Annotated in this window: 23 protein-coding genes; 12 read left to right on the top strand and 11 right to left on the bottom strand. The window is 63.3% G+C overall.

Translation table 11 applies throughout. The features are described from left to right. The first annotated feature begins 99 nt into the window (after positions 1–99). From ASC48_RS07285 to ASC48_RS07255, 7 genes are all read left to right on the top strand, one after another. A complete protein-coding gene (locus ASC48_RS07285) occupies positions 100–1,092 on the top strand; it encodes a bifunctional riboflavin kinase/FAD synthetase (protein WP_055455092.1) in 993 nt (330 codons plus the stop codon). After that, positions 1,089–2,024, top strand: a complete 936-nt coding sequence (locus ASC48_RS07280; RefSeq protein ID WP_055455091.1) for a DMT family transporter — start codon at positions 1,089–1,091, stop codon at positions 2,022–2,024. Before ASC48_RS07285 ends, ASC48_RS07280 begins: the two co-directional genes overlap by 4 nt. A gap of 265 nt (positions 2,025–2,289) precedes the next feature. Then, a complete protein-coding gene (ileS, locus tag ASC48_RS07275) occupies positions 2,290–5,268 on the top strand; it encodes an isoleucine--tRNA ligase (protein WP_055455090.1) in 2,979 nt (992 codons plus the stop codon). Positions 5,269–5,360: 92 nt separating this feature from the next. Then, complete coding sequence (lspA, locus tag ASC48_RS07270; RefSeq protein WP_082440018.1) at positions 5,361–5,855, top strand: signal peptidase II; 495 nt, start codon at positions 5,361–5,363, stop codon at positions 5,853–5,855. 77 nt (positions 5,856–5,932) lie between these two features. Then, a complete protein-coding gene (locus ASC48_RS07265; RefSeq protein WP_208975584.1) occupies positions 5,933–6,667 on the top strand; it encodes a hypothetical protein in 735 nt (244 codons plus the stop codon). A gap of 182 nt (positions 6,668–6,849) precedes the next feature. Beyond that, complete coding sequence (locus ASC48_RS07260; RefSeq protein ID WP_072242549.1) at positions 6,850–8,262, top strand: M16 family metallopeptidase; 1,413 nt, start codon at positions 6,850–6,852, stop codon at positions 8,260–8,262. Positions 8,263–8,291: 29 nt separating this feature from the next. After that, positions 8,292–9,629, top strand: a complete 1,338-nt coding sequence (locus ASC48_RS07255) for a M16 family metallopeptidase (protein ID WP_055455293.1) — start codon at positions 8,292–8,294, stop codon at positions 9,627–9,629. Positions 9,630–9,929: 300 nt separating this feature from the next. Here ASC48_RS07255 and ASC48_RS07250 read toward each other — a convergent pair whose 3' ends face one another. Next, positions 9,930–10,220 carry a GIY-YIG nuclease family protein gene (locus tag ASC48_RS07250; protein ID WP_055455088.1) on the bottom strand — a complete coding sequence of 97 codons (291 nt, stop codon included), beginning with the start codon at positions 10,218–10,220 and terminating at the stop codon, positions 9,930–9,932. Positions 10,221–10,372: 152 nt separating this feature from the next. On the opposite strand from ASC48_RS07250, the gene ASC48_RS07245 reads away from it, so the two are divergent. Continuing rightward, a complete protein-coding gene (locus ASC48_RS07245; protein WP_208975583.1) occupies positions 10,373–10,627 on the top strand; it encodes a type II toxin-antitoxin system Phd/YefM family antitoxin in 255 nt (84 codons plus the stop codon). Positions 10,628–10,743: 116 nt separating this feature from the next. After that, positions 10,744–11,043: a hypothetical protein gene (locus ASC48_RS07240; RefSeq protein ID WP_055455087.1), complete on the top strand. Its 300-nt coding sequence runs from the start codon at positions 10,744–10,746 to the stop codon at positions 11,041–11,043. Positions 11,044–11,111: 68 nt separating this feature from the next. On the opposite strand, the gene ASC48_RS07235 is transcribed toward ASC48_RS07240, so the two are convergent. Further along, the gene (locus tag ASC48_RS07235) at positions 11,112–12,323 is read right to left on the bottom strand and encodes an aminotransferase-like domain-containing protein (RefSeq protein WP_055455086.1); all 1,212 of its coding nucleotides are present in this window, start codon (positions 12,321–12,323) and stop codon (positions 11,112–11,114) included. Between the two features lie 230 nt (positions 12,324–12,553). Between ASC48_RS07235 and moaB the strand changes: the two genes are divergently transcribed. Then, a complete protein-coding gene (moaB, locus tag ASC48_RS07230) occupies positions 12,554–13,111 on the top strand; it encodes a molybdenum cofactor biosynthesis protein B (RefSeq protein ID WP_055455085.1) in 558 nt (185 codons plus the stop codon). A gap of 63 nt (positions 13,112–13,174) precedes the next feature. Here moaB and ASC48_RS07225 read toward each other — a convergent pair whose 3' ends face one another. Further along, complete coding sequence (locus ASC48_RS07225) at positions 13,175–13,861, bottom strand: glycosyltransferase (protein WP_055455084.1); 687 nt, start codon at positions 13,859–13,861, stop codon at positions 13,175–13,177. A 106-nt stretch (positions 13,862–13,967) separates the two neighbouring features. Here ASC48_RS07225 and ASC48_RS07220 point away from each other — a divergent pair, with 106 nt between their 5' ends. Then, entirely contained in the window at positions 13,968–15,092 is a 1,125-nt protein-coding gene (locus tag ASC48_RS07220; RefSeq protein ID WP_055455083.1) for a PA0069 family radical SAM protein, read from the top strand. 60 nt (positions 15,093–15,152) lie between these two features. After that, the gene (locus ASC48_RS07215; protein ID WP_055455291.1) at positions 15,153–15,803 is read left to right on the top strand and encodes a ribonuclease HII; all 651 of its coding nucleotides are present in this window, start codon (positions 15,153–15,155) and stop codon (positions 15,801–15,803) included. A gap of 69 nt (positions 15,804–15,872) precedes the next feature. Here ASC48_RS07215 and ASC48_RS07210 read toward each other — a convergent pair whose 3' ends face one another. The 8 genes from ASC48_RS07210 to ASC48_RS07175 all read right to left on the bottom strand — a co-directional run bounded on the left by ASC48_RS07210 (position 15,873) and on the right by ASC48_RS07175 (position 24,021). Next, positions 15,873–16,352 carry a F0F1 ATP synthase subunit B family protein gene (locus tag ASC48_RS07210; protein ID WP_055455082.1) on the bottom strand — a complete coding sequence of 160 codons (480 nt, stop codon included), beginning with the start codon at positions 16,350–16,352 and terminating at the stop codon, positions 15,873–15,875. 11 nt (positions 16,353–16,363) lie between these two features. After that, positions 16,364–16,921 carry a F0F1 ATP synthase subunit B gene (locus ASC48_RS07205; RefSeq protein WP_055455081.1) on the bottom strand — a complete coding sequence of 186 codons (558 nt, stop codon included), beginning with the start codon at positions 16,919–16,921 and terminating at the stop codon, positions 16,364–16,366. A 79-nt stretch (positions 16,922–17,000) separates the two neighbouring features. Continuing rightward, on the bottom strand, positions 17,001–17,228 hold the full coding sequence (locus ASC48_RS07200; protein WP_019963171.1) for a F0F1 ATP synthase subunit C: 228 nt from the start codon (positions 17,226–17,228) through the stop codon (positions 17,001–17,003). Between the two features lie 69 nt (positions 17,229–17,297). Next, a complete protein-coding gene (locus ASC48_RS07195) occupies positions 17,298–18,047 on the bottom strand; it encodes a F0F1 ATP synthase subunit A (protein WP_055455080.1) in 750 nt (249 codons plus the stop codon). Positions 18,048–18,123: 76 nt separating this feature from the next. Beyond that, a complete protein-coding gene (locus tag ASC48_RS07190) occupies positions 18,124–18,552 on the bottom strand; it encodes an AtpZ/AtpI family protein (RefSeq protein WP_055455079.1) in 429 nt (142 codons plus the stop codon). Positions 18,553–18,758: 206 nt separating this feature from the next. Beyond that, a complete protein-coding gene (gene smc, locus ASC48_RS07185; protein WP_055455078.1) occupies positions 18,759–22,223 on the bottom strand; it encodes a chromosome segregation protein SMC in 3,465 nt (1,154 codons plus the stop codon). A gap of 455 nt (positions 22,224–22,678) precedes the next feature. Then, positions 22,679–23,320, bottom strand: coding sequence for a DsbA family protein (locus ASC48_RS07180; protein ID WP_055455077.1), 642 nt, complete (start codon positions 23,318–23,320; stop codon positions 22,679–22,681). A gap of 176 nt (positions 23,321–23,496) precedes the next feature. Further along, entirely contained in the window at positions 23,497–24,021 is a 525-nt protein-coding gene (locus tag ASC48_RS07175) for a DUF721 domain-containing protein (protein WP_055455076.1), read from the bottom strand. Between the last annotated feature and the right edge of the window lie 100 nt (positions 24,022–24,121).

The raw sequence follows: 24,121 nt of genomic DNA, 5'->3' as shown, positions 1-24,121 counted from the left end.
CCGGCAAATCCTGGCGCAGGCATTTCCCACGCGTCAGGCCGCATGTTTCATGTCTGCTGCAGATCAGCCTGCAGTCCAGCCCGCAGGTTCTCATCTCTGATGACCGTTACGCCTTTCTCAGTTGTCGAGGATCTGGCCTCGTTACCGGCGCACCTCAAAGGCAGCGCCGTTGCCATTGGCAACTTTGATGGTGTGCACCGGGGCCACAGGGCCGTATTGCAGGCGGCGATTGATGAAGCACACGGCCACGGACGGCCTGTCATTGCCATGACGTTCGAGCCGCATCCCCGTTCGGTCTTTGCCCCGCATGTGCCGCTCTTCCGTCTGACACCCGCCCATGTGAAGGCGGAGGTGATGGAAGCGCTTGGCCTCGACGGGCTGATCGTCCTGCCCTTCACCCGCGATTTCGCCAGCCTTGAGGCAGAGCGTTTCGTTGAGGAAATCCTGATCGGCGCCCTTGGCATCCGTCACGCGGTCACCGGCTATGATTTCCACTTCGGCAAGGGCCGGGCCGGCACGCCGGACTTCCTGCGTGCCTCCGGCGAAAAGCACGGCTTTGGCGTCACCATCGTTACGGCGGAAAATGATGAGAGCGGCGAAGTGATTTCCTCCTCCCGCATCCGTGCAGCCCTTGCAGAAGGGAATCTGGCACAGGCCAACGGCCTGCTTGGCTACCGCTGGTTTGCCGAGGCCGAGGTGCGCCATGGCGAAAAACGCGGCCGCGATCTCGGTTATCCCACCGCCAACCTGCGCCTTGCCGATGACTGCACGCTGAAGCACGGCATCTATGCGGTGCGGGTGGAAGTGGACGGTCAGCGCCATGACGGCGTTGCCAGTTTCGGCCGCCGCCCAACCTTCGACAATGGGGCTCCGCTGCTGGAAGTGTTCCTGTTCGATTTTTCCGGCGATCTCTATGGCAAGACGCTGCGGGTGCGATTCGTCTCCTACCTGCGGGCCGAGGAGCGTTTTGACAGCAGCCAGGCACTGATTGCGCAGATGGACCGGGACAGCGCCGAAGCCCGCGCGGTCCTTGCCAGCATACAGCCCCTGTCGGCCCTCGATCTGGCGCTTGGCGCCGTGCCCCTGTCATGACGGGCGCACCTCCGCCTGCCAGCCGGATTTCAAGAAAGGCCGATATTCTGCAGGGCATCCTGCTGATGACGCTGGCGATGATCATCGTGCCGGGCATGGACACGGTGGCGAAATACCTGTCTGCCACGGTCGCGCCGCTGCTCATCGGCTTCGGGCGTTTCTTCTTCCAGGCTGTCTTTACCCTGCTCGGCGCATTGATGATGACCGGCGGCCTACGCACCCTGATGCCGAAGCGCTGGGGCATCAACATGCTGCGCGGCATTTTTCTGGCCGGCGCCACCTTCGCCTTCTTTACTGCCTTGAAGGTGATGCCGGTTGCCGATGCGATTGCCATCTTCTTCATCCAGCCGATGATGCTGACAGCTCTTTCCGCAATTTTCCTGAGGGAGCAAGTCGGTCCGCGCCGCTGGGCGGCCGTGGTGGTGGGACTGATCGGGGCGATCATGATCATCCGGCCGGGCTTTGATGCCTTTGGCGCGGCCGCACTGCTGCCGATGGTCACCGCCTGCCTGTTTGCGCTTTACCTGCTGACGACCCGCATTCTGGCGGGTGAGGACAGCATGCTCTCCATGCAGTTCACGACCTCGCTGGGGGGCGGCCTGACGCTGGCCATCGTCATTACGGTGATTGCCGCTTTCGGCGTGGAGACGACGGGCATTATCGTGGCTATGCCCAACAGCATCGAAATGTCGCTGCTCTTTGCCATCGGAGCCATTTCCTTCGTCTCGCATGGGTTGATCGTGAAGGCTCTGGCCCTGGCGCCAGCGTCGGTCATTGCTCCGTTCAACTATCTGGAAATCGTCAGCGCCACCCTGTTCGGCTTTCTGGTCTTCGGCGATTTTCCCGACCTGATGACCTGGGCCGGCATCGCGCTGATCGTTGCCAGCGGCATCTACATTGCCCACCGGGAGCGCATCCGCAAGGAAACCTGACCCGGCAGGCAGGGGGCATGCCGCCCGCATTTGCTGCTTTATTCAGAGGCTTTTGACTGGTACTAGAGCGGCCATGACAGTCATTCTTCCTGCCGGCAGCCTTTCCGGCCCCGCGATGTCACGAATTAGCTGCCCGGCCTTCGGCTGACGCGATGGCGCGCCGAGGGACCGGGATCCCTTCGTGGCGGGACGCGGCATGGCCGCCTCCCCTGACAGTTGGCAAGGCGCCCGCCTTGCCCTTCCTGATTTTTGCGGATTGCATGCAATGACCGAAACGACTGCCCGTGACTATTCCACGACGCTGCACCTGCCCGAGACCGATTTCCCGATGCGCGCCGGCCTGCCGCAGAAGGAGCCGGAAATCATCGCGCGCTGGAAGGCGATGAACCTCTACAAGCGCCTGCGTGCCGCCTCTGCCGGCCGCCGCAAGTTCCTGCTGCATGATGGCCCTCCCTACGCCAACGGCAACATCCACATCGGCCACGCGCTGAACAAGACGCTGAAAGACATCGTCACCCGCTCCATGCAGATGATGGGTTTTGACAGCAACTATGTTCCGGGCTGGGACTGCCACGGCCTGCCGATCGAGTGGAAGATCGAGGAAGAGAACTACCGCTCCAAGGGCAAGCAGAAGCCGGACCTGAAGAACTCCGCCGCGATGATCGCCTTCCGCCAGGAATGCCGCAGCTATGCGGAGCACTGGGTCGGCATCCAGCGCGAGGAATTCCGCCGCCTCGGCATCGAGGGCGACTGGGAGAACCCGTATCTGACCATGAATTTCGAAGCCGAAGCGGTGATCGCTTCCGAGCTGATGAAATTCGCCACCTCCGGCCAGCTCTACCGCGGCTCCAAGCCGGTGATGTGGTCCGTCGTCGAGAATACCGCGCTGGCCGAAGCCGAAATCGAATATCAGGACTATCAGTCGGACATGATCTGGGTGAAGTTCCCGGTGATCGAGGCTGGCAGCCTGGACGAGGCAGCCGCCGAAGATCTGCTGGACGCTGCGGTCGTCATCTGGACAACCACGCCCTGGACCATCCCCGGCAACCGCGCCATCTCCTACTCTTCCGCCATTTCCTACGGCCTTTATGAGGTGACGCAGGACGGCCTTGCCGATGACAACTGGGTGCAGAAGGGCGACAAGCTGATCCTTGCGGACAAGCTGGCGGCCGATGTCTTCAAGAACGCCCGTATCACGGATTTCACGCTTGTCCGGCCGGTCACTGCCGGCGAACTGGCAGCCATGACCTGCGCCCATCCCTACCGGGATCTGGAGCTTGGCGGCTATCAGTTCGATGTGCCGCTGCTCGATGGTGATCACGTCACCGATGACGCCGGTACGGGCTTTGTCCACACCGCCCCCAGCCACGGCGCCGATGACTTCGAGATCTGGATCGCCAAGCGCGCCGAACTGGAAGAGCGCGGCATCGAGACGGCCATCCCCTTCACCGTTGCCGATGACGGCTTCTACACCAAGGATGCGCCGGGCTTTGAGGGCCATCAGGTCATCACCCACAAGGGTGAGAAGGGCACTGCCAACAAGGCCAATATCGAGAAGCTGAAGGAAGCGGGCGCGCTGATCGGCCTTGGCCGCCTCAAGCACCAGTATCCGCATTCCTGGCGCTCGAAGAAGCCGGTGATCTTCCGCAACACGCCGCAGTGGTTCGTCTACATGGACCGAACACTGGACGGCCCGGGCGACACGCTGCGCAGCCGCGCGCTGAAGGCCATCGACGAAACCCGCTTCGTGCCCGCCTCCGGCCAGAACCGCCTGCGTTCCATGATCGCGGGCCGCCCTGACTGGGTGCTCTCGCGCCAGCGCGCCTGGGGCGTGCCGATCACCGTGTTCATCCACAAGGACACGGCGGAAGTGCTGAAAGACGAAGCCGTCAACGCCCGAATCTTCGAGGCCTTCAAGGCGGAAGGCGCGGATGTGTGGTTCGCCGAAGGCGCCAAGGAACGGTTCCTGGGTGCGGACTACAAGGCCGATGAGTGGGTCAAGGTCGACGACATCCTGGATGTCTGGTTCGACAGCGGCTCCACCCATGCCTTCTGCCTGGAGAAGCGCCCCGATCTCAGCCCGAAGCGCAAGGTTGATGGCGGCGACGACTACGTGCTCTATCTCGAGGGCTCGGACCAGCATCGCGGCTGGTTCCATTCCTCGCTGCTGGAGAGCTGCGGCACCCGTGGCCACGCGCCCTATGACGCAGTGCTGACCCACGGCTTCACCATGGCCGAGGACGGGCGCAAGATGTCCAAGTCCTTGGGCAATCAGGTGTTCCCGCAGGACGTGATCAAGCAGTATGGCGCCGATATCCTGCGCCTGTGGGTGGCCTCCGGCGACTACGCCGAAGACCAGCGCATCGGACCGGAGATCCTCAAGACCTCGGTGGACAGCTACCGCAAGCTGCGCAACACCCTGCGCTGGATGCTGGGAACCCTTGCCCATGCCACCGGCGAGGAAATCGCGCTCAAGGACATGCCGGAGCTGGAGCAGCTGATGCTGCACCGCCTCGCCGAGCTGGATGCCCTCGTGCGCAAGGGCTACGAGGACTTCGACTACAAGAAGGTCTTCCACCACCTCTTCACATTCATGACGGTGGAGCTGTCAGCCTTCTATTTCGACGTGCGCAAGGACACGCTCTACTGCGATCCGGCCTCTTCGGTGCGCCGCAAGGCCGCCCTGCAGGTGGTGGAGCAGCTGTTCACCTGCCTCGTCACATGGATGGCACCGATGCTGCCCTTCACCATGGAGGAAAGCTGGCTGGCCCGTCACCCGGGTGAGGACAGCTCGGTGCATCTGCAGCAGTTCCCCGCCGTTCCGGCAGAGTGGCGCAATGAAGCGCTGGCGGCCAAGTGGGAGAAGATCCGCGAAGTCCGCCGCGTGGTCACCGGCGCGCTCGAAATCGAGCGCCGCGAGAAGCGCATCGGCTCGTCCCTGGAAGCTCACCCGGTGGTGCATGTCACCGACGCAGAGCTGATGGCGGCCCTTGCCGGTACGGACATGGCGGATGTCTGCATCACCAGCCAGTTCACGCTCACCGGCGAGGCAGCACCGGAAGGTGCCTTCACGCTGGATGACGTGAAGGGCGTGGCCGTGGTGCCAGGTCTTGCACAAGGCACGAAATGCGCCCGCTCGTGGAAGATACTTCCCGAGGTGGGCTCGGACCCGGACTATCCGGACGTGACCCTGCGCGATGCAGCAGCCCTGCGCGAATGGGACGCAGCCAACACGGCAGCCTGAACAAGGCTGGAAACGGTGAAGGACGAAGAATGAGCAAGGTGGCTCCCCCGTCAGGTTTTACCCGCAGATGGCTGTGGGGGCCGCTCAGCCGGATGGTGGCGGTGATTGCCGCCATCATCTTTGCCGCCGATCAGGTGAGCAAGCTCTGGCTGCTGTTCGTCTATGACCTGCCCCGGCAGGGCAACATGGATCTGCTGCCGTTCCTGGAGCTCGTCACCGTCTGGAACCGGGGCATTTCCTACGGGCTTTTGCAGCAGGAGACGGATCTGGGCCGCTGGGCTCTCGCCATCTTCACCGTTCTGGCAGCCATTGCGCTGTGGGTCTGGGCGGTGCGCAGCAACAGCAAGTTTTCCGGAGTGAGCCTGGCGCTGATCATCGGCGGCGCACTTGGCAATGGGGTTGACCGTTTCGCCTATGGCGCGGTCTACGACTTTCTCCACATCCACTTCGGCAGCTTCTCGTGGTATGTCTTCAACATTGCGGATGCTGCAATCGTTGCCGGAGTGGCTGCTCTCCTGTATGACGGTTGGCGAGGAAGCCCCAATAAAGCCTCAAAGGGCGGTTCTAAAGGCCGCAAAGCGGGATAATTGGGACAGCGGGTGCGAGCGGGCAGGCCTGAAGCCGCCTTTGCAGCCTTGCGCTCACAGGAAACGGGATAGGTTACGTGCGGTTCAAGTTTTCTCTGGCAAGTTCCCGGACCGTAAGCCTCGGCGGGCTGCGTGGTGTCGTATCTGCTGTCATGCTGGGCGCTCTGGCGGCTGGCTGCGTGACAAACTCCTATGGCGAGCAGGAAGCCGTCGACAAGGTCGCCGTCCGCAAGATCATGGAAGGCATTGGCGCGGTCGATCCGCAGGCCAAGCCGATCGAATACAAGCCGCGTGCGCCGCTGGCCATGCCGGCCAAGCTGGACCAGTTACCTCAGCCTGAAAAGCCGGTGACCGAGACAGCGGCCAACTGGCCGGCGAAGGAAGACAAGTCACTGCAGGAAGTGCGCGCTGTCTATGCACAGCCCGGCCGCGGCAGCGATGGCGAGTTGCTCACTCCCGAACAGATGCGCGGCGTGCAGATTACCGGCGCGCAGCGCCAGGCCAAGACTGCTGCCGATGTGCGCGATGACGAGATCATGGACGGCGCCCGCATGACGCCGGCCGAAATGAAGAAGCAGAGCCAGGGGCCGCTGACGCGTGTCGACACGTCAGATCTGTTTGGTCCCGATGGCAAGCCCGTCCGCCGCTACCTGGTGGAGCCGCCGATCGCCTATTCGACGCCTGCCGGCAATGCACCGCTGGCGATGCCGAATGACCGCCAGCAGATCCAGGACCGCAAGCAGGCGGAAATGGACGGCGCGCGCATCAAGCCGAACTGCACCCCTACGCCGAAAGAAAGCTGCCTCTTCTGAGGCTGGCAGAACCGGCAGAGATCTGACGGCGGCCATTGGCCGCCGTTTCTGTTTGGCCCGTTCCCTACATGACGAAAATTTAAGACGCCGGGGCCACGCCAGCGCCTATATTGCAGGCGACGCATTCATCGGCCGGCGCGACCGGATTCGCGCCCCCAGTTCCATTCCGGGAGATCCCCAAGATGACACTTCCCGCTGCGAGACGGCGCGGCCTTCTCTTCGCCACAGCGCTGTCCTGCCTTGTTTTGGGCTCCGGCCTGTCCCTCGCCCAGACTGCGGCCGGAGCGCCGCCGGTCATTGCGCCGAACCTGTCCAGCTTCACGCTGGACAACGGCCTTGAGGTGGTGGTGATCCCCGATCACCGCGCCCCCGTGGTCACCCATATGATCTGGTACAAGACGGGCGCCGCCGATGAGCCGGCCGGCCAGTCCGGTGTTGCCCACTTCCTTGAGCACCTGATGTTCAAGGGAACAAAGGACAATCCGGACGGTATCTTTTCCAAGATCGTCTCCGATATCGGCGGGCAGGAAAATGCCTTCACCAGCAACGACTACACCGCCTATTTCCAGCGCGTGGCCAAGGAACACCTGCCGCGCATGATGGAACTGGAAGCGGACCGGATGCAGAACCTCGTCCTCACCGACGAGGTGATCAAACCGGAACAGCAGGTGGTGCTGGAAGAGCGGCGCATGCGCGTCGATGCCGATCCTTCCTCACGTCTGCAGGAGACGCTTTCCGCCATCACCTATGTGAACCATCCTTACGGATCGCCGGTGATCGGCTGGCAGAGCGAGATCGAGGCGCTGAACCACGACGCCATCATCTCCTTCTATGACCGCTTCTACACGCCCAACAATGCCGTTCTGGTTGTGGCCGGCGATGTGGAAGCGGCCGATGTGCGCAAGCTTGCCGAGGAAACCTATGGCAAGCTGCCGCGCAGGGCAGAGCCAGGTCCGCGTATCCGCCCCGTGGAGCCTCCGCTCAGCGGCAAGCGCAGCGTGCATCTGGAGGATGAGCGCGTCCGCCAGCCGTCCGTTTCCGAAAGCTGGCTGGTGCCGAGCCAGGCGACCGGCAAGGACCGCGAGCCGGAAGCCCTTGAATTGCTGGCGCAGATCCTCGCCGGCGGCCCGGCCAGCCGTCTGCACAAGGAAGCGGTGCTGGACAAGCAGGTGGCGATCAGCGTCGGCGCCTATTACCTCGACACCTCGCTCGATACGACCCGTTTCATCATCTATGGCTCGCCGCGCGGCGATGGCACGCTGACAGGGCTGCAGGACATCTTCGAGCGCACGATCCGGGACATTGCCGAAAATGGCGTGACGGATGAGGAACTGGTCCGCGCCAAGCACTCCCTCATGTCCTCCGCCATTTATGCGCAGGACAGTCAGGTCACCCTCGCCCGCCTGTTCGGCGCCGCACTGACCAGCGGCCAGACCATCGAGGATGTCCAGACCTGGCCGGCCCAGATCGAAGCGGTCACCCCGGCTGATATTCAGAAGGTGGCGCAGGATTATCTGCTGCAGGATCCGGTCACCGGCTATCTCACCGCCCCCGGCCAGTCGCCGGATGCCGCCGTCCGCGACCAGAAGTCCTGAACCGGCTTGTTTGACAAGGACATATGCGCATGACGCAGTTTTTTGCTCCTGCCCGTTTTGCACGGGCCCATTTCACCCGGGCTGTTGCGGGCATCGGTCTTCTTGTGCTGGGTGCCCTGCCTGCGGACGCGACCACCATCGAAAGGGTTATCAGCCCCGGCGGCATCGAAGCCTGGCTGGTGCAGGATGAAACCTTGCCGATGATCTCGATGAATTTCGCCTTCGACGGCGGCTCCGCACAGGATCCGGACGGCAAGGAGGGCCTCGCCAATCTTCTGGCCAGCACCATGGACGAAGGCGCCGGGGACCTCGACAGCGAAGCCTTTCAAGGCAAGCTGGAAGAACTGGCCGTTTCCATCCGTTTCAACAGCGGCAAGGACCAGCTGTTCGGCACCCTGCGCACGCTCACAGGCACGCAGGACGAGGCTTTCGATCTGCTGCGTCTTGCCATCAACGAGCCACGCTTTGACGAGAAGCCGGTGGAGCGGGTGAAGTCGCAGATCCTTGCCGGCCTGCGTCAGAAGCAGGAAGACCCGGACGCCATTGCCTCCGAGGCTTTCCGTGACGCTGCCTTCGGCGGCCACCCCTATGGCAAGCCGGAGGAGGGCACGGTGGAGACGGTGGAAAAGCTCTCCCCGGCAGACCTCAAGGACCTGCACGGACGCCTTCTCTCCCGCCACAGGCTCGCCATTGGCGTTGTCGGTGCCATCGACGCGAAGACGCTCGCACCGCTGCTGGATGAGGTGTTCGGCAAGCTGCCGGAGAAGAACCAGCTGCCAGAAGTCGCGGATGTGGAGCCCAAAACGGGCGAGCGCATCTCCCGTACTCTGGACGTGCCGCAGACCACCATCCTCATCGGTCTGCCGGGCCTGAAACGGGATGATCCGGACTATCAGGCGGCCTTCGTGATGAACCACATCCTCGGTGGCGGCACTTTCACCTCCTGGCTGTTCGAGGAAGTGCGTGAAAAGCGTGGCCTGTCTTATGGTGTCGGCTCCAGCCTGGCTCCGGACGACCATTCCGCGCTGCTCGTCGCCTCGGCCGCAACCCGTGCCGACCGGGCGGAAGAGACCATCAGCATCATTGAGGAACAGTTCAAACGCATGGCGGAACAGGGCCCCACACAGGAAGAGCTGGACAAGGCCAAGAGCTTCCTGACCGGCTCCTACGCCCTGCGCTTCGACACATCGGGCAAGATCGCAGCCCAGCTGGTGGCCCTGAAACTGGCGGACCTCGGCATCGACTATTTCGACCGCCGCAATGCGGAAATCGAGGCGGTCACCCTCGAAGACGTCCAGCGCATCGCCAAACGCCTTCTGGAAGGCAAGACGCCACTGATCGTCACCGTTGGCCCGCAGGCCAGCTGACTTTCAGCAATGGATGAGTGAATGCCCAAGGGGCGGCCATCTGGCTGCCCTTTGGTGTTTTTGGGGGGTGGGCATCAGAAACCTTCAGCAAGCCCCACTTGCTCAAGTCTCCAAGCCTTCGTCATGCCGTGCCTCGTGCATACCGGCAGACCTTCAACTCGCAAGCCAAAACCGCTGAGCACAAGCGGAAAGGCAAGGGAGTGGATGCCATGACTTGATCATGGCATCCACGCCTTGCCCAATCCACGCGATTTTCCCCTCAAGTCAACGGTACAGTCCCCGTCGAATAAACTCGCAGCCTCATGCATTCAGGAATCGGCCAAGATCATACCATTCGGGATTTGTGGCTTCGATCAGTTCGACTTTCCAGGCTCGCGGCCAGCTCTTGATCGCCTTTTCGCGGGCAATTGCTTCCTCCGCCGTTCCATGCGGCTCATACCAGACGAGACGCTGAACCGAGTACCGGGCCGTGAAGCGGGAACCGGTTCCACTCTGGTGCTCATGCAGTCTCCGGGTCAGATCGTTGGTCACGCCGGTATAAACCGTCCCATTCTTGCGGCCGGCGAGGATGTAGACCCAGAAGCAGCGCATGATCTCCGGAACAATCCCAATGCGCAACTGCAATCAAAAAAAAGCATGTCACCCAGACCGCACCAATTCAAGCAGAAGATCATGGCCGCCTCCCCCAACCAGATACATTGAAAGTACCCATTTTAGCTAATATAGTGATTTTCATATCCAGCATGGAGATCAACATACGCACCTTCAGCGCCACGGAACTCGCCAACAAGACGGGAGACGTTTTTGCTGCAGCAGCGCAGGAGCTTGTTGCCATTCAGCGGCATGGCAAACCGCGTTTCGTGATGCTGTCAGCGGAAGAATACGAACGCCTGACGTCGCCGCACGGCACGCGCCGGGCCGTTCACGTGTCTGCGCTGACAGACAGCGAAGCCAGCGATTTGCTCACAGCCCTTGCGGACAGCATGAAGGATGACTGAGCGCCCTGCTCCTCCGCTGCCCGAGCCCGGAGATCTTTGGGACTACCCCTATCTCTGGGCATGGCAAGCAGAACGGGGCGAGTAAGAGGGACGGAAGAACCGCCCTTGCGCTGGCAGTGCGCAAGCACCAGGGCCAGACGGAAGTGATCCTGCTGCCGGTCACTTCGCAGCAGCCACCGGCGGAACGCTCATGTGTCGAGGTTCCCGAAATTGAGCGCAAGCGCGCTGGACTGGACGAGCTGATCCGGCTTTGGGTGATCTGCAATGAATTTAACGCCGATCTGCCCGAGCAGTTCTACTACTTCGAACCACACGGCCGCTTGGGTGCCTTCAGCCGCAGCTTCACGAAGATCCTGCAGGGAGCGCTGGCGAAGGCAATCCGGAGCAGGCGGACAATAACCATCAACCGCCGCTAATCTCCGCTCCTGCAATAAAAAAGGCGGCCCGCAGACCGCCCTTTCTTCCTGTTACAGCACTGTGTGTCTCAAGCTTCCGGGATCAGCTTGCCGAGGCGGGAGATGCCTTCCTCGATCATCGTCTCGTTGGCGCAGGAGAAGCTGAGGCGCAGGGTGTTGGCGCCGGAGCCATCGGCGAAGAAGGCCTTGCCGGGCACGAAGGCGACCTTGACCGTTTCCAGCGAGCGGGCGAGCAGTGTTGCGCCGTCCAGCCCCTCCGGCAGGGTAACCCAGACGAACATGCCGCCATCCGGGCGCGACCAGCTGCACCCTTGCGGCATGTGGCGGCTGAGCGCGTCCAGCATGCAGTCGCGGCGCGCCTGATAGGCCTTGCGGATCGTTTCCACCTGCGTGTCGAAATAGCGTTCGGCCACATCGGCCAGCACCATCTGGTTGATGGTGGAGGTGTTGAGGTCTGCCGCCTGCTTCATCAGCACCAGACGGCTGATGACGGGGGCCGCAGCGCAGATCCAGCCCACGCGCAGGCCGGGCGAAAGCGTCTTGGAGAAGCTGCCGCAATAGATCGTGCGCGCTGCATCAATGTGCCCGCAGCGGGCAATGTCTAGCGCCAGCATCGGCGGTACCGGCTCGCCATCATAGCGCAGCGACTGATAGGCGGCGTCCTCGATCACCGGAATGTTCAGCTCACCCGCCAGATCCAGGATGCGTTCGCGCGTCTGCCGGTCCAGCGTCTCACCCGTGGGGTTGGCGAAATCGGCGGAAGCATAAGCGAATTTCACCGCGCCGCCCCGCTCCTGCGCCGCCTTGACGAAGTCCTCCGCCGGGCGGTTGCCGAGCGGGATCAGGCGGTCATAATGCGGTTCATAGGCGTTGAAGGCCTGCAGCGCACCCAGATAGGTCGGCCAGTTGACCAGCGCCGTGTCACCTGGCGAAAGCAGCAGCTTGCCGAGGTAATCCAGCCCCTGCTGGGAGCCGGAGGTGATGATGATGTTTTCCACCTGACAGCTGATGCCGAGGCTGGCCATGTAGCCCACCAGCCACTTGCGCAGGGACAGATTGCCCTCGCTGACCGAATATTGCAGCGCGGTGCCTGCACCTTCACCGGTCAGCACACGGGCATAGCTTTCAGCGAATACGTCCTTGGGGAAGAGAGCTGGATCGGGGATGCCGCCTGCGAAGGAAATGATGTCGGGGCGGTCAAGCAGTTTCAAAAGTTCACGGATTTCCGAAGCGCGCATCCGTTTCGAGCGCGTCGCGAAAACATGTTCCCAGTCCAGCATGGGGGTCTCTTCCCGGCGTTCTGCGGGCCTTGGAATCCGGCCCGTCTGATCGGCTGACAGAACCACAGGCGTTCAAAAACGTCAATATTGCTTACCTATAAGCAGCAAAAATTCTTCTCACGCCCTGCTGACGCAATTTTGTTGATGGCAACCCCACCCATGACCCGTCTGGCGCAGATGCCCCGGACGCCCTATCTCTCTCAGCAGATCAAGATCGCAAGGACCAAGTCATGAGCCGAATCGACGACAGCCGCCCCTTCATCCCCCTGCGCATTGCGGTGCTGACCGTTTCGGACACGCGGCAGATGGAGGATGACCGCTCGGGCACGGTGCTGGTGGAGCGGATTGCGGGCGCTGGCCACACGCTGGCGGACCGGCGCATCGTGCCGGATGACATCGATGCCATCCGGGAGGCCGTGCGCGGCTGGATTTCGGACAGCACCGTGGATGTGGTGATCACCACCGGCGGCACAGGCTTCACCGGGCGCGATGTGACACCGGAGGCCATTGAGCCGCTGTTCGAGAAGCGGATGGAGGGCTTTTCCTATGTCTTCCACCGAATTTCCTATGAGAAGATCGGCACCTCGACCGTGCAGTCACGGGCGACGGCGGGCGTTGCGGGCGCGACCTATATCTTCGTTCTGCCCGGCTCACCGGGCGCCTGCAAGGATGCCTGGGACGGCATTCTCAAGTGGCAGCTCGACTACCGCCACATGCCCTGCAACTTCGTCGAGATCATGCCGCGCCTCGATGAGCATCTGAAGCGCGGCAAGCTGCAGCAGGCCTGACGTCAGGTTCCGGATGCGGCCTGAGTATTTTCATGTTGTGAGGGAAATAACTTGTGGTGGAACTCACCCGTGCAAGCGCGCCGCAAGAGTTGGCGGCACGCGCAGCGCGGCAACGGCCATGCGCGCAGCGGCGCGGCGAAGGCCCGTCCGCGCCTCCACGCCCGGCATCCCGGCAATGGCGCTGCTGCGCAGCAGGCGGATACGGCTGCGGCCAATGCGGCGGACCAGATCGAAATCCGCCATCCCGGCCAGATCCCGATGGCCGCCCAGCTCCTCGTAGAACCTGCGTGAAATCAGCAGCCCCTGATCCGCGTTCGGCATCGCCAGCATGCGGCTGCGGAGCATCGCGCCAAACTCGGACAGACGCGCCCCGAAGCCGAAGGCATCCAGCTTCAGCCGGAAAGCGGCTGCGCAGCGGTTCGCCTGACCGGAGCGCTCCGCCCGCTCGATGAATGTCTGCACATCCTGATGCCAGCCGTGTTCCAGCACGGTGGAGGCAGTGAGAAACAGCAGCCAGGGAGACTTGCGCGCCAGCGCCGCTCCGTGCGCGAAACGTGCGCCCTCCCCCTTCGCCAGCACCTCGAACTCGCAACCGGCCGCATCCGCGACCTTGTGCGTGGCATCGGATGAGCCGCCATCCACAACCAGAACCTCGCGCACGAGGCCATCCGCCGCGCCCGGCACAAGGGCCGTCAGCGCATGTGCCAGCTGGGCTTCATTGTCATGTGTGGCAAGGACAACACTGATCATGAAACGGGTTGTAGCGCCTTTTTGGGGGTCTGGCGAGAGAGGCCTTGCCCGGCTTGCATTTTCAGCTAATGTTCCACTTATGTTCTCATTGGAGAGTCGCTTAAGCATGGCGCGGATTGATCAGACAGAACAGGATACCCGGGAAGCTGCCATGGCCGCATTACGCCTCGATGAGGATCTGCGGCGCGGGCGCGGGGCTGCGCTCAACATGCCCGGCCGCTTCGAGCGCCAGCTGCGCGAAGGCTTTGATGACGGCTGGGAGACGCCGGATGATCTGCCGCCGCTGAAGACCACGGTGCAGGAAGAAAAGGCCCGCACCATCATCACGCGCAATTCCTCGCCCGACATTTCCTTTGACCGCTCGATCAACCCCTACCGGGGCTGCGAGCATGGCTGCATCTACTGCTTCGCCCGGCCCAGTCACGCCTTCATGGGCCTTTCCCCCGGCCTTGATTTCGAGACACGGCTCTTTGCCAAGCCCAATGCTGCGGAACTGCTGGAGCGGGAGCTGGCACGGCCCGGCTATCAGGTGCGCACCATCGCCATCGGCACCAACACGGACCCCTACCAGCCCATCGAGCGGCGCTACAAGCTGATGCGGGAGATCCTGACGGTGCTGGAGACCTACAATCACCCGGTCGCCATCGTCACCAAGTCGGCGCTGGTGCTGCGCGATGCGGACCTCCTGTCGCGCATGGCGGAGAAGGGGCTGGCCAAGGTGGCGCTGTCCATCACCTCGCTCGACAAGGACCTGGTGCGCACGCTGGAGCCCCGCGCCAGCGCCCCGCACCGGCGTCTTGGCGCGCTGAAGGGGCTGTCGGAAGCCGGCATCCCGGCTTCCGTGATGATGGCGCCGGTGATCCCGGCCCTTACGGACAGCGAGATCGAGGCTCTTCTGGAGGCAGCCGCAGAACATGGTGCCACTGAGGCCGGCTACATCCTGCTGCGCCTGCCGCTGGAAGTGTCCGAACTGTTCCGCGACTGGCTGCTGCGCAACCGGCCGGACCGCTACCGCCATGTGATGAACATCCTGCGGTCCATGCGCGGCGGCAAGGACTATGACGCCGAATGGGGTCAGCGGATGCGCGGGCTCGGCCCCTATGCCCAGCAGATCGGCCAGCGCTTCAGCCTCGCCTGCAAGCGGCTGGGGCTGAACCAGCGGCGCAAGAAGCTGAACACGGAGCTTTTCACCCCGCCGCAGGTGGGCGGCGTGCAGCTCTCCCTGTTCTGATCTGCGACGGGACAGGTCCTTGCTCTTGCATTGCCGCCGGGAATCATCACGATCCGCTCCATGAGCAAGGCCCCCTCCCTTTTTGATCTGCGATTCGGCGACACGCTGGACGCCGCACTTGAAGCCGGACATGCCGCAGGCCTCGGCGGCGCGCTTTGCGGCGTGGACGAAGCCGGGCGCGGACCGTGGGCCGGACCGGTCGTCACCGCTGCGGTGATCCTCGACTACTCAAACTTGCCGGTAGGCCTGAACGATTCCAAGAAGCTCACCGAGAGCCGGCGCAATGCCCTCTATGACGAGATCTGTGCCAGGGCTTTCGTCAGCGTTGCCAGCAGTTCGGCCGCCACAATCGATCGGGTGAACATCCGTGCCGCAACGCTGGACGCCATGCGCCGTGCCGTGGCCGGCCTCTCCCGGAAAGCTGGCTATGTCCTGGTGGATGGCCGCGATATGCCGCCTGGGCTCGGGGTGGACGGGCAGTCGCTGGTCAAGGGCGACGGGCGGTGCCTCGCCATTGCTGCTGCGTCTATCGTTGCCAAGGTCACACGTGACCGGATGATGGAACGGGCGGACGGGCTTTTTCCCGGCTATGGCTTTGCCGTGCACAAGGGCTATGGCGTGCCCGCCCATGCCGCCGCCCTTGCGGCGCTCGGCCCCTGCCCCCTGCACCGCATGTCATTCCGGCCCGTGGCCGCTGCCGTGCGGGACTGAGCTTCACCTTACCCAACAAAAAAGCGGCCCGCAGGGGCCGCTTTCATGAGATCAGTGATCCGGCAGGCTTCAGTTGAGGCCAGCCTTGACCTGCTCGATGCTCTTGGCCGTCAGGCCCTCGGCAACGGAACCCGTCACCTTGGCCACCAGCATGCTTTCAGCAGCGGCGATCGCCAGATCAGCAGCCTTTGCCTTCACTTCCGCGATGGCATGGGCTTCGGCCTGGGCAATCTTGTCTTCGGCAGATTTGGTGCGCCGGGCAATCAGCTCTTCCAGAGACCGGGTGGTCTCCAGCGTCAGCTGCTCTGCCTCTGCACGGGCTTCAGCCACGATTGCTTCAGCTTCCGCTTCCGCCTCATGACGGCGGCGCTGATAGTCGGCCAGAAGCGCCTGAGCTTCTTCACGAAGCTTGCGGGCCTCTTCCAGATCCGTGCGGATCTTGGTTGCGCGGCTGTCAAGCGCTGCCGTGATCTTGCCCGGAACACCGAGCCAGGCGATCAGGACAAAGAACAGGATCAGGCCGACCAGTGCCCAGAATGATGCATCCATGACCGGTCTCCTTACTTCGCCGCAGACTGAACGGCAGCGTCTGCTTCAGCCTTGGCCGGAGCCACGCCGATCAGAGCTTCCACCAGGGCGGAAGATGTCTCGCTGGCGATTTCACCAACCTGGGCCAGAGCCTTGTCCTTGATGGACGAGATATGCGCATCGGCCTCTGCGAGCTTGGCCGCAAGGCCCTGCTCGGCGGTGGCGCGGCGTGCATCCGTCTCAGCCTTGAGCTTTTCACGGGTGTCCTGTGCGATAGCGCGTGCACGGGCACGGGCTTCGGACAGGGCCTGCTCGTAAGCGGCAATGGCTTCGTCGGTCTCCCGCTTCAGGCGCTCGGCTTCCGACAGGTCACCCGCGATGCGGTCGTGACGGTCCTCGAGAATGCCAGCGATACGCGGCAGAGCCACGTTCTTCATGATCCAGTAGAAGATCAGGAAGGTGACGAACAGCCAGAACAGCTGCGAGACAAAATGGGTCGGGTCGAACGGCGGGAAACCTGCCCCGTGTTCTGATGCCGGAACGTCCAGGATAACCTGCCCGTCCACAGTAGTATGGGTTTCGCCTGCCATTATCGCCTCCGGATACCGGGAAGGCGGCGCAGGTGCGCCGCCCCCGGTCTCATTCGTTCCAATACGCCGTTAGGGACGATTAGACGGCGAACAGGAGCAGAAGGGCGATCAGCAGCGAGAAGATGCCCAGAGCTTCGGTCACGGCGAAGCCGAACACCAGACGGCCGAACTGGCCATCAGCAGCGGACGGGTTGCGCAGGGCGCCCGACAGGAAGTTGGAGAAGATGTTACCCAGAGCCAGGGCGACGAGGCCCATGCCGAGAGCGGCGATACCAGCGCCAATGAACTTTGCTGCTTCTGCTTCCATGACACGTGCTCCTAATTGACGTTTGTCAGCGTTGTCAGGCGACCATTCAGGTCACATGAGTTGGTGAGTTTAGTGAGACGGATGAAGGGCGTCGTTGAGGTACATGCAGGTCAAGAGCGTGAACACATACGCCTGCAGGAACGCAACGAGGAACTCCAGTGCCGTCAGCGCCACCGTCATTCCAAGCGGAAGGACGGCCCCGAACATGCCAGCTGCACCCATGGCGCTCATGCTGACAACGAACCCGGCGAACACCTTGAGGGTGATATGGCCCGCCAGCATGTTCGCAAAGAGACGAACAGAGAGGCTGATCGGGCGGGAAAGGAACGAGATCACTTCGATCGGCGCAACAATCGGCACCAGCGCGCCCGGCACACCAGCCGGAACGAAGAGATGCAGGAAGTGCAGGCCGTGACGGGCGAAGCCGTAGATCGTGACCGTCAGAATCACGAGCATCGCCAGGGCGAAGGTCACGATGATCTGGCTGGTGACCGTGTAGAAATACGGGAACATGCCGAGCAGGTTCGCGACCAGCACGAACATGAACAGCGAGAACACCAGCGGGAAGAAGCGCATGCCTTCCGTTCCGGCGCCGTTGCGCAGCATCCCGGCCACGAACTCGTAGCTGAGTTCAGCCATGGACTGCCAGCGGGACGGGATCAGGCCGCGGCTGGAAGACGAGAAAATCAGGAACGCCGCAGCGGCAATGACCGTCACCACCATGAACAGGGCAGAATTGGTGAAGGACAGATCGATACCGCCGACCTCGATCGGGACGAGCGTCTTGATATGAAACTGATGGATCGGATCGTTCGCCACCGGTCAACCTTCGTTCTATCGTTCACAAAGCGCTGTTTGCGCGGGCTCTTAGTCGTCGCACCGCCGTCACGTCAAGTCACTTTCGGGGAGAATTCTGCGAAGACTCGTCAGAATCTTCATCTTCCCCACCCGGTGTGACTGGCTTGCGCCAGGCCTCCCCCTGCTCAGGCACCACTCCGGCCGACCTGAGCACATTGAGAATCCCCGCGCCGAACCCCAGCAGAATGAAAACGACAAGCCCGAAGGGCATCGTTCCCAGCCACTGATCCAGGAGCCAGCCAATCATGCCGCCCGCCACGATCCCGGCAATGAACTCCGAAGAGAGCTTCATTGCCTGTGCCATGCCGGCCGTCGAACTGCGGCTCGCCTTTGCCTCTGCGCGTATTTCGCTTTGGCGGCGCCTTTCCAGCAGCTGATTGAGCTTCTCCCGTCGAGACGACAGGTCAGCTTCGGAAATTTCAGAGGATCCCTCTTTGGCATCCCCTTGTTGCGGCGAACGGTCCATAGGCCCCTCACATTCAACAAAGGAAACGCCGGTCCTCCGTCGCCCCCTTAAGCCGGGCGCACAATAGTCGGCACCACCTGCCCTGTCAAGAACATGGGTTAGGAATTCAACTTATTGAAACGATTGATTTTTCTGCTTCCGAGAACAAGTTCCAGCGCGACTTTTCCGCGCCATTTGCCCTTACCTTGCCACAGTTCGGTGCTGCGTCATACCGCGTCGCGGAATCGCTCTGCCGTTTCAAGGTCCACGGACACCAGCTGCGACACCCCGCGCTCGGCCATGGTGACGCCGAACAACCGGTTCATCCGCGCCATGGTGATCGGGTTGTGGGTGATCACGACGAAGCGGGTTTCCGTCCGCTTCGCCATTTCTTCCAGGAGGTCGCAGTAGCGCTCCACGTTGGCATCGTCCAGCGGCGCATCCACTTCGTCGAGCACGCAGATCGGCGCCGGATTGGTGAGAAACACGGCAAAGATCAGCGCCATGGCCGTCAGCGCCTGCTCCCCGCCGGACAGCAGTGTCATGGTCTGCGGCTTCTTGCCCGGCGGGCGGGCGACGATCTCAAGGCCGGCATCCAGCGGATCATCGCTGTCCACCAGCTGCAGTTCCGCCGTGCCGCCGCCGAACAGATGGGTGAACAGCCGCTGGAAATGGCCGTTGACGATCTCGAAGGACGCGAGCAGGCGCTCGCGCGCCTCGCGGTTGAGGTTGGAAATGCCGGTCCGCAGGCGCTTGATGGCCTCGATCAGATCATCACGCTCGCGCACAAGTGTCTCGCGCTGCGTGTCGATTTCCGCCAGCTCGTCATCGGCGCGCAGGTTCACCCCGCCCAGCCGCTCGCGCTCGGCCTTGAGCCGTTCGAGCTTGCGCTCCATGCTTTCCGGGTCCGGCAGCGGTGCCCCTTCGGTGAAGCCTGCCAGTTCGGGCAGCTGGTTCAGCGGCACATCCAGCGCCTCGGAGATGCGGCCGATAACCGTCTCCACACGCTCGCGGGCAGCAGCCACACGCTCTTCGGCGCGCACATGGCCTTCGCGGGCGCGGAACAGGACTTCCTGCGCCTCCCGCGCCATGCGGTCCACGTCCGAGAGGGAGGCCTCGGCCTTCACAAGTGTGTCATCCGCCTCCTGCTTGGCAGCTTCCGCCTTGGCAATCGCGCTGAAAAGGTCGCGGCGGCGGCTCTCGATGTCCTCCGGCGCTTCGATAAGCTCCTGACGCTCATCCTCCGCCTCGCCCATGCGGGCGCGCAGGGTTTCGATCTGGGAGGCGGCATTGGCGGCGCGGCTGCGCCAGCTTTCATGCTCGCGGGCAATCGCCTCCAGCCGCCGGTCGCGCATCTGCTTTTCACGGGCAATGCCATCGGCCATTACCCGCGCTTCGGAGAGGGCGCTGCGGGCTGCCGCCAGCTGGGTATGAAGCTGATGGATCTCCTCCGTCAGCCCGCCCGAATCGGGCAGCTCCTCAAGCCGTTCAGCCGCTTCCTCGACTCGTTCGGCAGCTTCTTCAGCCTCCGCAGACAGACGCCGTGCCAGATCTTCTGCCCCTTGCAGGCGCAGCGCCAGCTGGGAGAGCGCCCGTTCTGCCGCCATCAGCGCTTCACGGGCCTCGCTCAGCGCCTTCTGATGATCGCGCAGCTGCTGGCGCGCCGCCTGCTCCCGGTCTGCGGCCTGCTGCACACGGGCAGAAGCTGCCTCCAGCGCCTCGCGGGCTGCCTCCACCCGCTCTCCGGCAATGCCGATCTCACCGGCCAGAGCCGCCAGACGGTTGCGCTGCGCCAGCCTCTGGGCAGCCGGCGTCGGGGCATCAGCGGCAACGGTGAAGCCATCCCAGCGCCACAGATGCCCCTCGCGGGAGACAAGCCTCTGGCCAGGCTTCAGCAGCGCCTGAAGGCGCGGGCCATCTTCAGCCGGAACCACACCGATCTGCGCCAGACGGCGGCGCAACTCGGCGGGAGCGTCAACGTCTGACGCCAGCGGGCTTGCGCCGGATGGCAGGGGAGAATCACCAGCTGCCGCACTTTCAGCCGTTCCGGACCAGCGCACGGGCGCGCCTTCATCCAGCGAGGCTTCCAGATCATCCCCCAGCGCTGCGCCCAGTGCCGTTTCCAGGCCGGGCTTCACGGTCATGCGGTCCACCACGGGCGCATGCGCACTGGCGGCCACCATGTTGAGCACGCTTTCCAGCGTGCGCGCTTCGGTTTCCAGCCGCTGCAACAGGCGCTCGGCCTCAGCCAGAGGCGCACGGGCGCCCTGCTCCGCCTCGCGGGCATTGCGGGTCTCCTGCTCCGCCGTCTCCAGCCGCTCCTCGGCCTCCAGAACGGCGGCTTCGCACAGCTCTACTTCTTCGGCGCGCCCGGATACGCCGTCGGCGGCATCCATCTCGGCCCGCAGCGCCTCATACATACGCAAAGCGTCCGCGGACTGGGAGCGCAAGCGCTCGGCCTTGCCCCGCGCTTCATCCAGCGTGCGCTGCATCTGCTGGCGCTGCGCTGTCACCCGCGCTTCGGCGGCGGTCTTCTCGTTCAGAACCTCTTCGAGATCGCGCACCTTACGGCCCGCGTCCTCGACACGCTCTGCAGCCAGTTCGGCGCGTTCGGCGGCGGTTTCGCCCTCTTCCAGCAGTTCGGCCCGCTCTTCTGCCAGCCGCTCCAGAACCTCGCTGTTTTCCTCGATCATCCGCTCTTCGCGGGCAAGGTCCTCTGCCAGCTGAACAAGACGGCGGTTGAGGTCCACCAGCTTTTCGCGCACGCGCCGGTCTTCGGCATCCAGCTCGTTGCGGGCGATGACAAGCCGCTGCAAGGCAGCCCCGGCGCGCGCCGCAGCATCGCGGATCTCCGGCAGGCGGTGGGCTGCAATCGCCTGCGTCTTGGCGGCCTCTGTCTGCGCTTCCGCTGCAGCCACCACCTCGGCACGCGAGGCGGTGAACATGCGGTCCGCCTCCTCCAGACCTTCACGGGCCTCATTCAGGCGCAAGTAAAGGATGGCAGCTTCCGCTGAGCGGATTTCGGCAGACAGATTGCGGTAGCGCGAGGCCTGCCGGGACTGGCGGCGCAGGCTGTCGAGCTGGCCGTCGATCTGCACCAGCACGTCTTCCAGACGTTCGAGATTCTGCTCCGCTGCCCGCAGCCGGATCTCCGCCTCGTTGCGGCGGCTGTGCAGGCCCGAGATGCCGGCCGCCTCTTCCAGGATCTGGCGGCGGGAGGTGGGCTTGGCGGAAATCAGCTCGCCGATCTGCCCCTGCCGCACCATGGCGGGAGAGCGGGCGCCGGTGGAGGCATCGGCAAACAGCAGCTGCACGTCACGGGCGCGAACATCGCGCGAGTTGATGCGGTAGACGGACCCTGCCTCACGCTCGATGCGGCGGCTCACTTCCAGCGTGTCACTGTCGTTGAAGCCGGTGGGCGCCTTCCGGTCGGCATTATCAAGAAACAGCGTTACTTCCGCCGTGTTGCGGGCCGGACGGTTGAGGCTTCCGGAGAAGATCACATCGTCCATGCCGGAGGCGCGCATGTTCTTGTAGGAGTTTTCCCCCATCACCCAGCGCAGCGCCTCGACAAGATTGGACTTGCCGCAGCCATTGGGGCCGACAACGCCGGTCAGGCCGTCGCCGATGACGAATTCCATCGGCTCGACGAAGGACTTGAACCCGGCCACGCGCAGCTTGGTGAACTTCACGCCGCGCCTCCAACAGTGAGGAGGAGGGAACGATTGTTCTCATGGCAAGTCAGCTCCGCCCCCCTCCCCCAACGTGGGGAGGGGCTGGGGGGCGGAGAGACAGCCGCAAAGCTGTGGTCACGCAACATCACCGCCCCAGCCAGGGCACGGCCATCCCGCACCGGCCAAACGGCCGGGCAGGCAGAAGCCATTACCCTGTCGAGCATTTCTGTCACGCGCATGCGCCCCCGGAAAGATGCCGTCCGCCCAGGAAGCCGGATGGCTGCAGGACACGGCTCCCCAGCCATGCCCTTTGGGGCAGACTCCGGCTCACGAGTGGGGCTCTTGTCAAGGAAAAGCCGCTCCTGCCCGCGCAGATCAAACCGCCAATTGCGGGAATAGCGGGGAAAACGGCAATAAAACACCCCGCCGCAGGCTGGCTGCGGCGGGGCGGAAGCTCAACTGGCCCCTTGGGCTCACAGATGCTTTTCGATGACCTTGGCAAACTCATCGAAGGAGGACGCGCCGACAATACGCTCGCCGTTGACGAAGAAGGTCGGGGTCGAATTGACACCGAATTCCTTGGAAGCCCGCTCCTGCACGGCGGTGATGCCATCGAGAAGCTGCTGGTTGCCGAGGCATGCCTCGAAGCTTTCCTGCGTGAAGCCGAGCTGCTTGGAGAAATTCAGCATGGCGTTATAGGGGTCCTGCGTGAAGGCCCAGCTGCGCTGATCGGCGAACATGGCCGACAGGACGTCAAAATACTTGTCCTGCGGCGCGCAGCGGGCCAGCATGAAGCCACCGGAGGCAACGGGATCCAGCGGGAACTCGCGCATGATCATCTTGGCCTTGCCCGTGTCGATATACTGCTTCTTCAGCTCTGGCAGGGTGTTCTTGTGGAAGTTGGCGCAATGGCCACAGGTCAGGGACGCGTATTCGATGATGGTCACCGGCGCATCTTCGTTGCCGAGCACCATGTCACCGAGGGGGCCCGGCTCCATCAGCTTCGCAACATCTGCCGATTGGGCAACGGCCGGGACGGAGGTTGCCAGGGCGGCGGCAAAGGTGGTTGCGGCGGCGCTGGCCAGAAGCTGTCTGCGGGTAAGGTTCACGATCATATCCTGCCTGATACTGTTTGGCGGTCGCAGTCATGTGCCCGCTTGCAAGGGACACGTCAACCGGACAGTGCAATTGTGGCAGCAGTGGGAAACACACATGTCCGTGATATCGAAAGCCTGCCGCAGTGGCAGAAAACCGCATGGCAAGCGGTGTTTTGTCCTGTTGAAGGCTCTGCTCAGCTGCCGGAGGAGCGGGCGATGACCTGCCTGCCAAGGGTCTCCAGCGCCTGGCGCAGGCCCTTGTGTTCCAGCCCGTCAAGCTTGGCATCCAGCTTCTTCTGCTCGTCATCCGTCAGGGCGCGCAGGGGGGGCCGCTGCTTCTTCACCGGCACGGTCACCGGCTTCTGGACGATGCGGATGCGGCCGATTGCAGCCCAGCCGAAATAGGCGTTGATGCGCTCCAGCACGATGGGCATGTCATGGGTCAGCATCAGGGCCGTTGCACCATCTGTGTTGACCACAAGCGTTGCGGGCTCCGGCACGCCCGGGCCATCCCGGTCCGGTGAGCGCGGCCAGATCAGCCGTTCGGGCCGCACCCTTTCACCGTAGCGGTCGCCCACTATATCCGGCCAGCTGGCCACCAGATCAGACGAGGCAAAGCCGCGCTTGCGGAAGACGGGCTCCATAGCCTTGCCGATCAGATCGGCAAGCGGGCGCGACTGCACCCGTCCCTGTCTGCCTGATCCGCCCAAGCTGCTCATCGGTCTGCCCAATTCCTTCTGCGGCCGGGCCTTGCGCCCGTATATAGCTGTCAAACTCCTCCTTGCAGTTTGCGCCGAAATCAAGACCAGCCTCTTAACG

It is taken from the genome of Pannonibacter indicus (genome assembly GCF_001418225.1).
GTDB lineage: Bacteria > Pseudomonadota > Alphaproteobacteria > Rhizobiales > Stappiaceae > Pannonibacter > Pannonibacter indicus.
The sequence above is the reverse complement of the archived record's forward strand: the minus strand, read 5'-3'. Positions and strand labels throughout refer to the sequence as shown.

What these genes read in the sequence shown, in the direction of transcription:
- ASC48_RS07285 (WP_055455092.1), top strand. Translation starts at nt 100, where the DNA reads ATGACCGTTACGCCTTTCTCAGTTGTCGAGGATCTGGCCTCGTTACCG.
- ASC48_RS07280 (WP_055455091.1), top strand. Translation starts at nt 1,089, where the DNA reads ATGACGGGCGCACCTCCGCCTGCCAGCCGGATTTCAAGAAAGGCCGAT.
- ileS (WP_055455090.1), top strand. Translation starts at nt 2,290, where the DNA reads ATGACCGAAACGACTGCCCGTGACTATTCCACGACGCTGCACCTGCCC.
- lspA (WP_082440018.1), top strand. Translation starts at nt 5,361, where the DNA reads ATGGTGGCGGTGATTGCCGCCATCATCTTTGCCGCCGATCAGGTGAGC.
- ASC48_RS07260 (WP_072242549.1), top strand. Translation starts at nt 6,850, where the DNA reads ATGACACTTCCCGCTGCGAGACGGCGCGGCCTTCTCTTCGCCACAGCG.
- ASC48_RS07255 (WP_055455293.1), top strand. Translation starts at nt 8,292, where the DNA reads ATGACGCAGTTTTTTGCTCCTGCCCGTTTTGCACGGGCCCATTTCACC.
- ASC48_RS07250 (WP_055455088.1), bottom strand. Translation starts at nt 10,220, where the DNA reads ATGCGCTGCTTCTGGGTCTACATCCTCGCCGGCCGCAAGAATGGGACG.
- ASC48_RS07245 (WP_208975583.1), top strand. Translation starts at nt 10,373, where the DNA reads ATGGAGATCAACATACGCACCTTCAGCGCCACGGAACTCGCCAACAAG.
- ASC48_RS07235 (WP_055455086.1), bottom strand. Translation starts at nt 12,323, where the DNA reads ATGCTGGACTGGGAACATGTTTTCGCGACGCGCTCGAAACGGATGCGC.
- moaB (WP_055455085.1), top strand. Translation starts at nt 12,554, where the DNA reads ATGAGCCGAATCGACGACAGCCGCCCCTTCATCCCCCTGCGCATTGCG.
- ASC48_RS07225 (WP_055455084.1), bottom strand. Translation starts at nt 13,861, where the DNA reads ATGATCAGTGTTGTCCTTGCCACACATGACAATGAAGCCCAGCTGGCA.
- ASC48_RS07220 (WP_055455083.1), top strand. Translation starts at nt 13,968, where the DNA reads ATGGCGCGGATTGATCAGACAGAACAGGATACCCGGGAAGCTGCCATG.
- ASC48_RS07215 (WP_055455291.1), top strand. Translation starts at nt 15,153, where the DNA reads ATGAGCAAGGCCCCCTCCCTTTTTGATCTGCGATTCGGCGACACGCTG.
- ASC48_RS07210 (WP_055455082.1), bottom strand. Translation starts at nt 16,352, where the DNA reads ATGGATGCATCATTCTGGGCACTGGTCGGCCTGATCCTGTTCTTTGTC.
- ASC48_RS07205 (WP_055455081.1), bottom strand. Translation starts at nt 16,921, where the DNA reads ATGGCAGGCGAAACCCATACTACTGTGGACGGGCAGGTTATCCTGGAC.
- ASC48_RS07200 (WP_019963171.1), bottom strand. Translation starts at nt 17,228, where the DNA reads ATGGAAGCAGAAGCAGCAAAGTTCATTGGCGCTGGTATCGCCGCTCTC.
- ASC48_RS07190 (WP_055455079.1), bottom strand. Translation starts at nt 18,552, where the DNA reads ATGGACCGTTCGCCGCAACAAGGGGATGCCAAAGAGGGATCCTCTGAA.
- ASC48_RS07180 (WP_055455077.1), bottom strand. Translation starts at nt 23,320, where the DNA reads ATGATCGTGAACCTTACCCGCAGACAGCTTCTGGCCAGCGCCGCCGCA.
- ASC48_RS07175 (WP_055455076.1), bottom strand. Translation starts at nt 24,021, where the DNA reads ATGAGCAGCTTGGGCGGATCAGGCAGACAGGGACGGGTGCAGTCGCGC.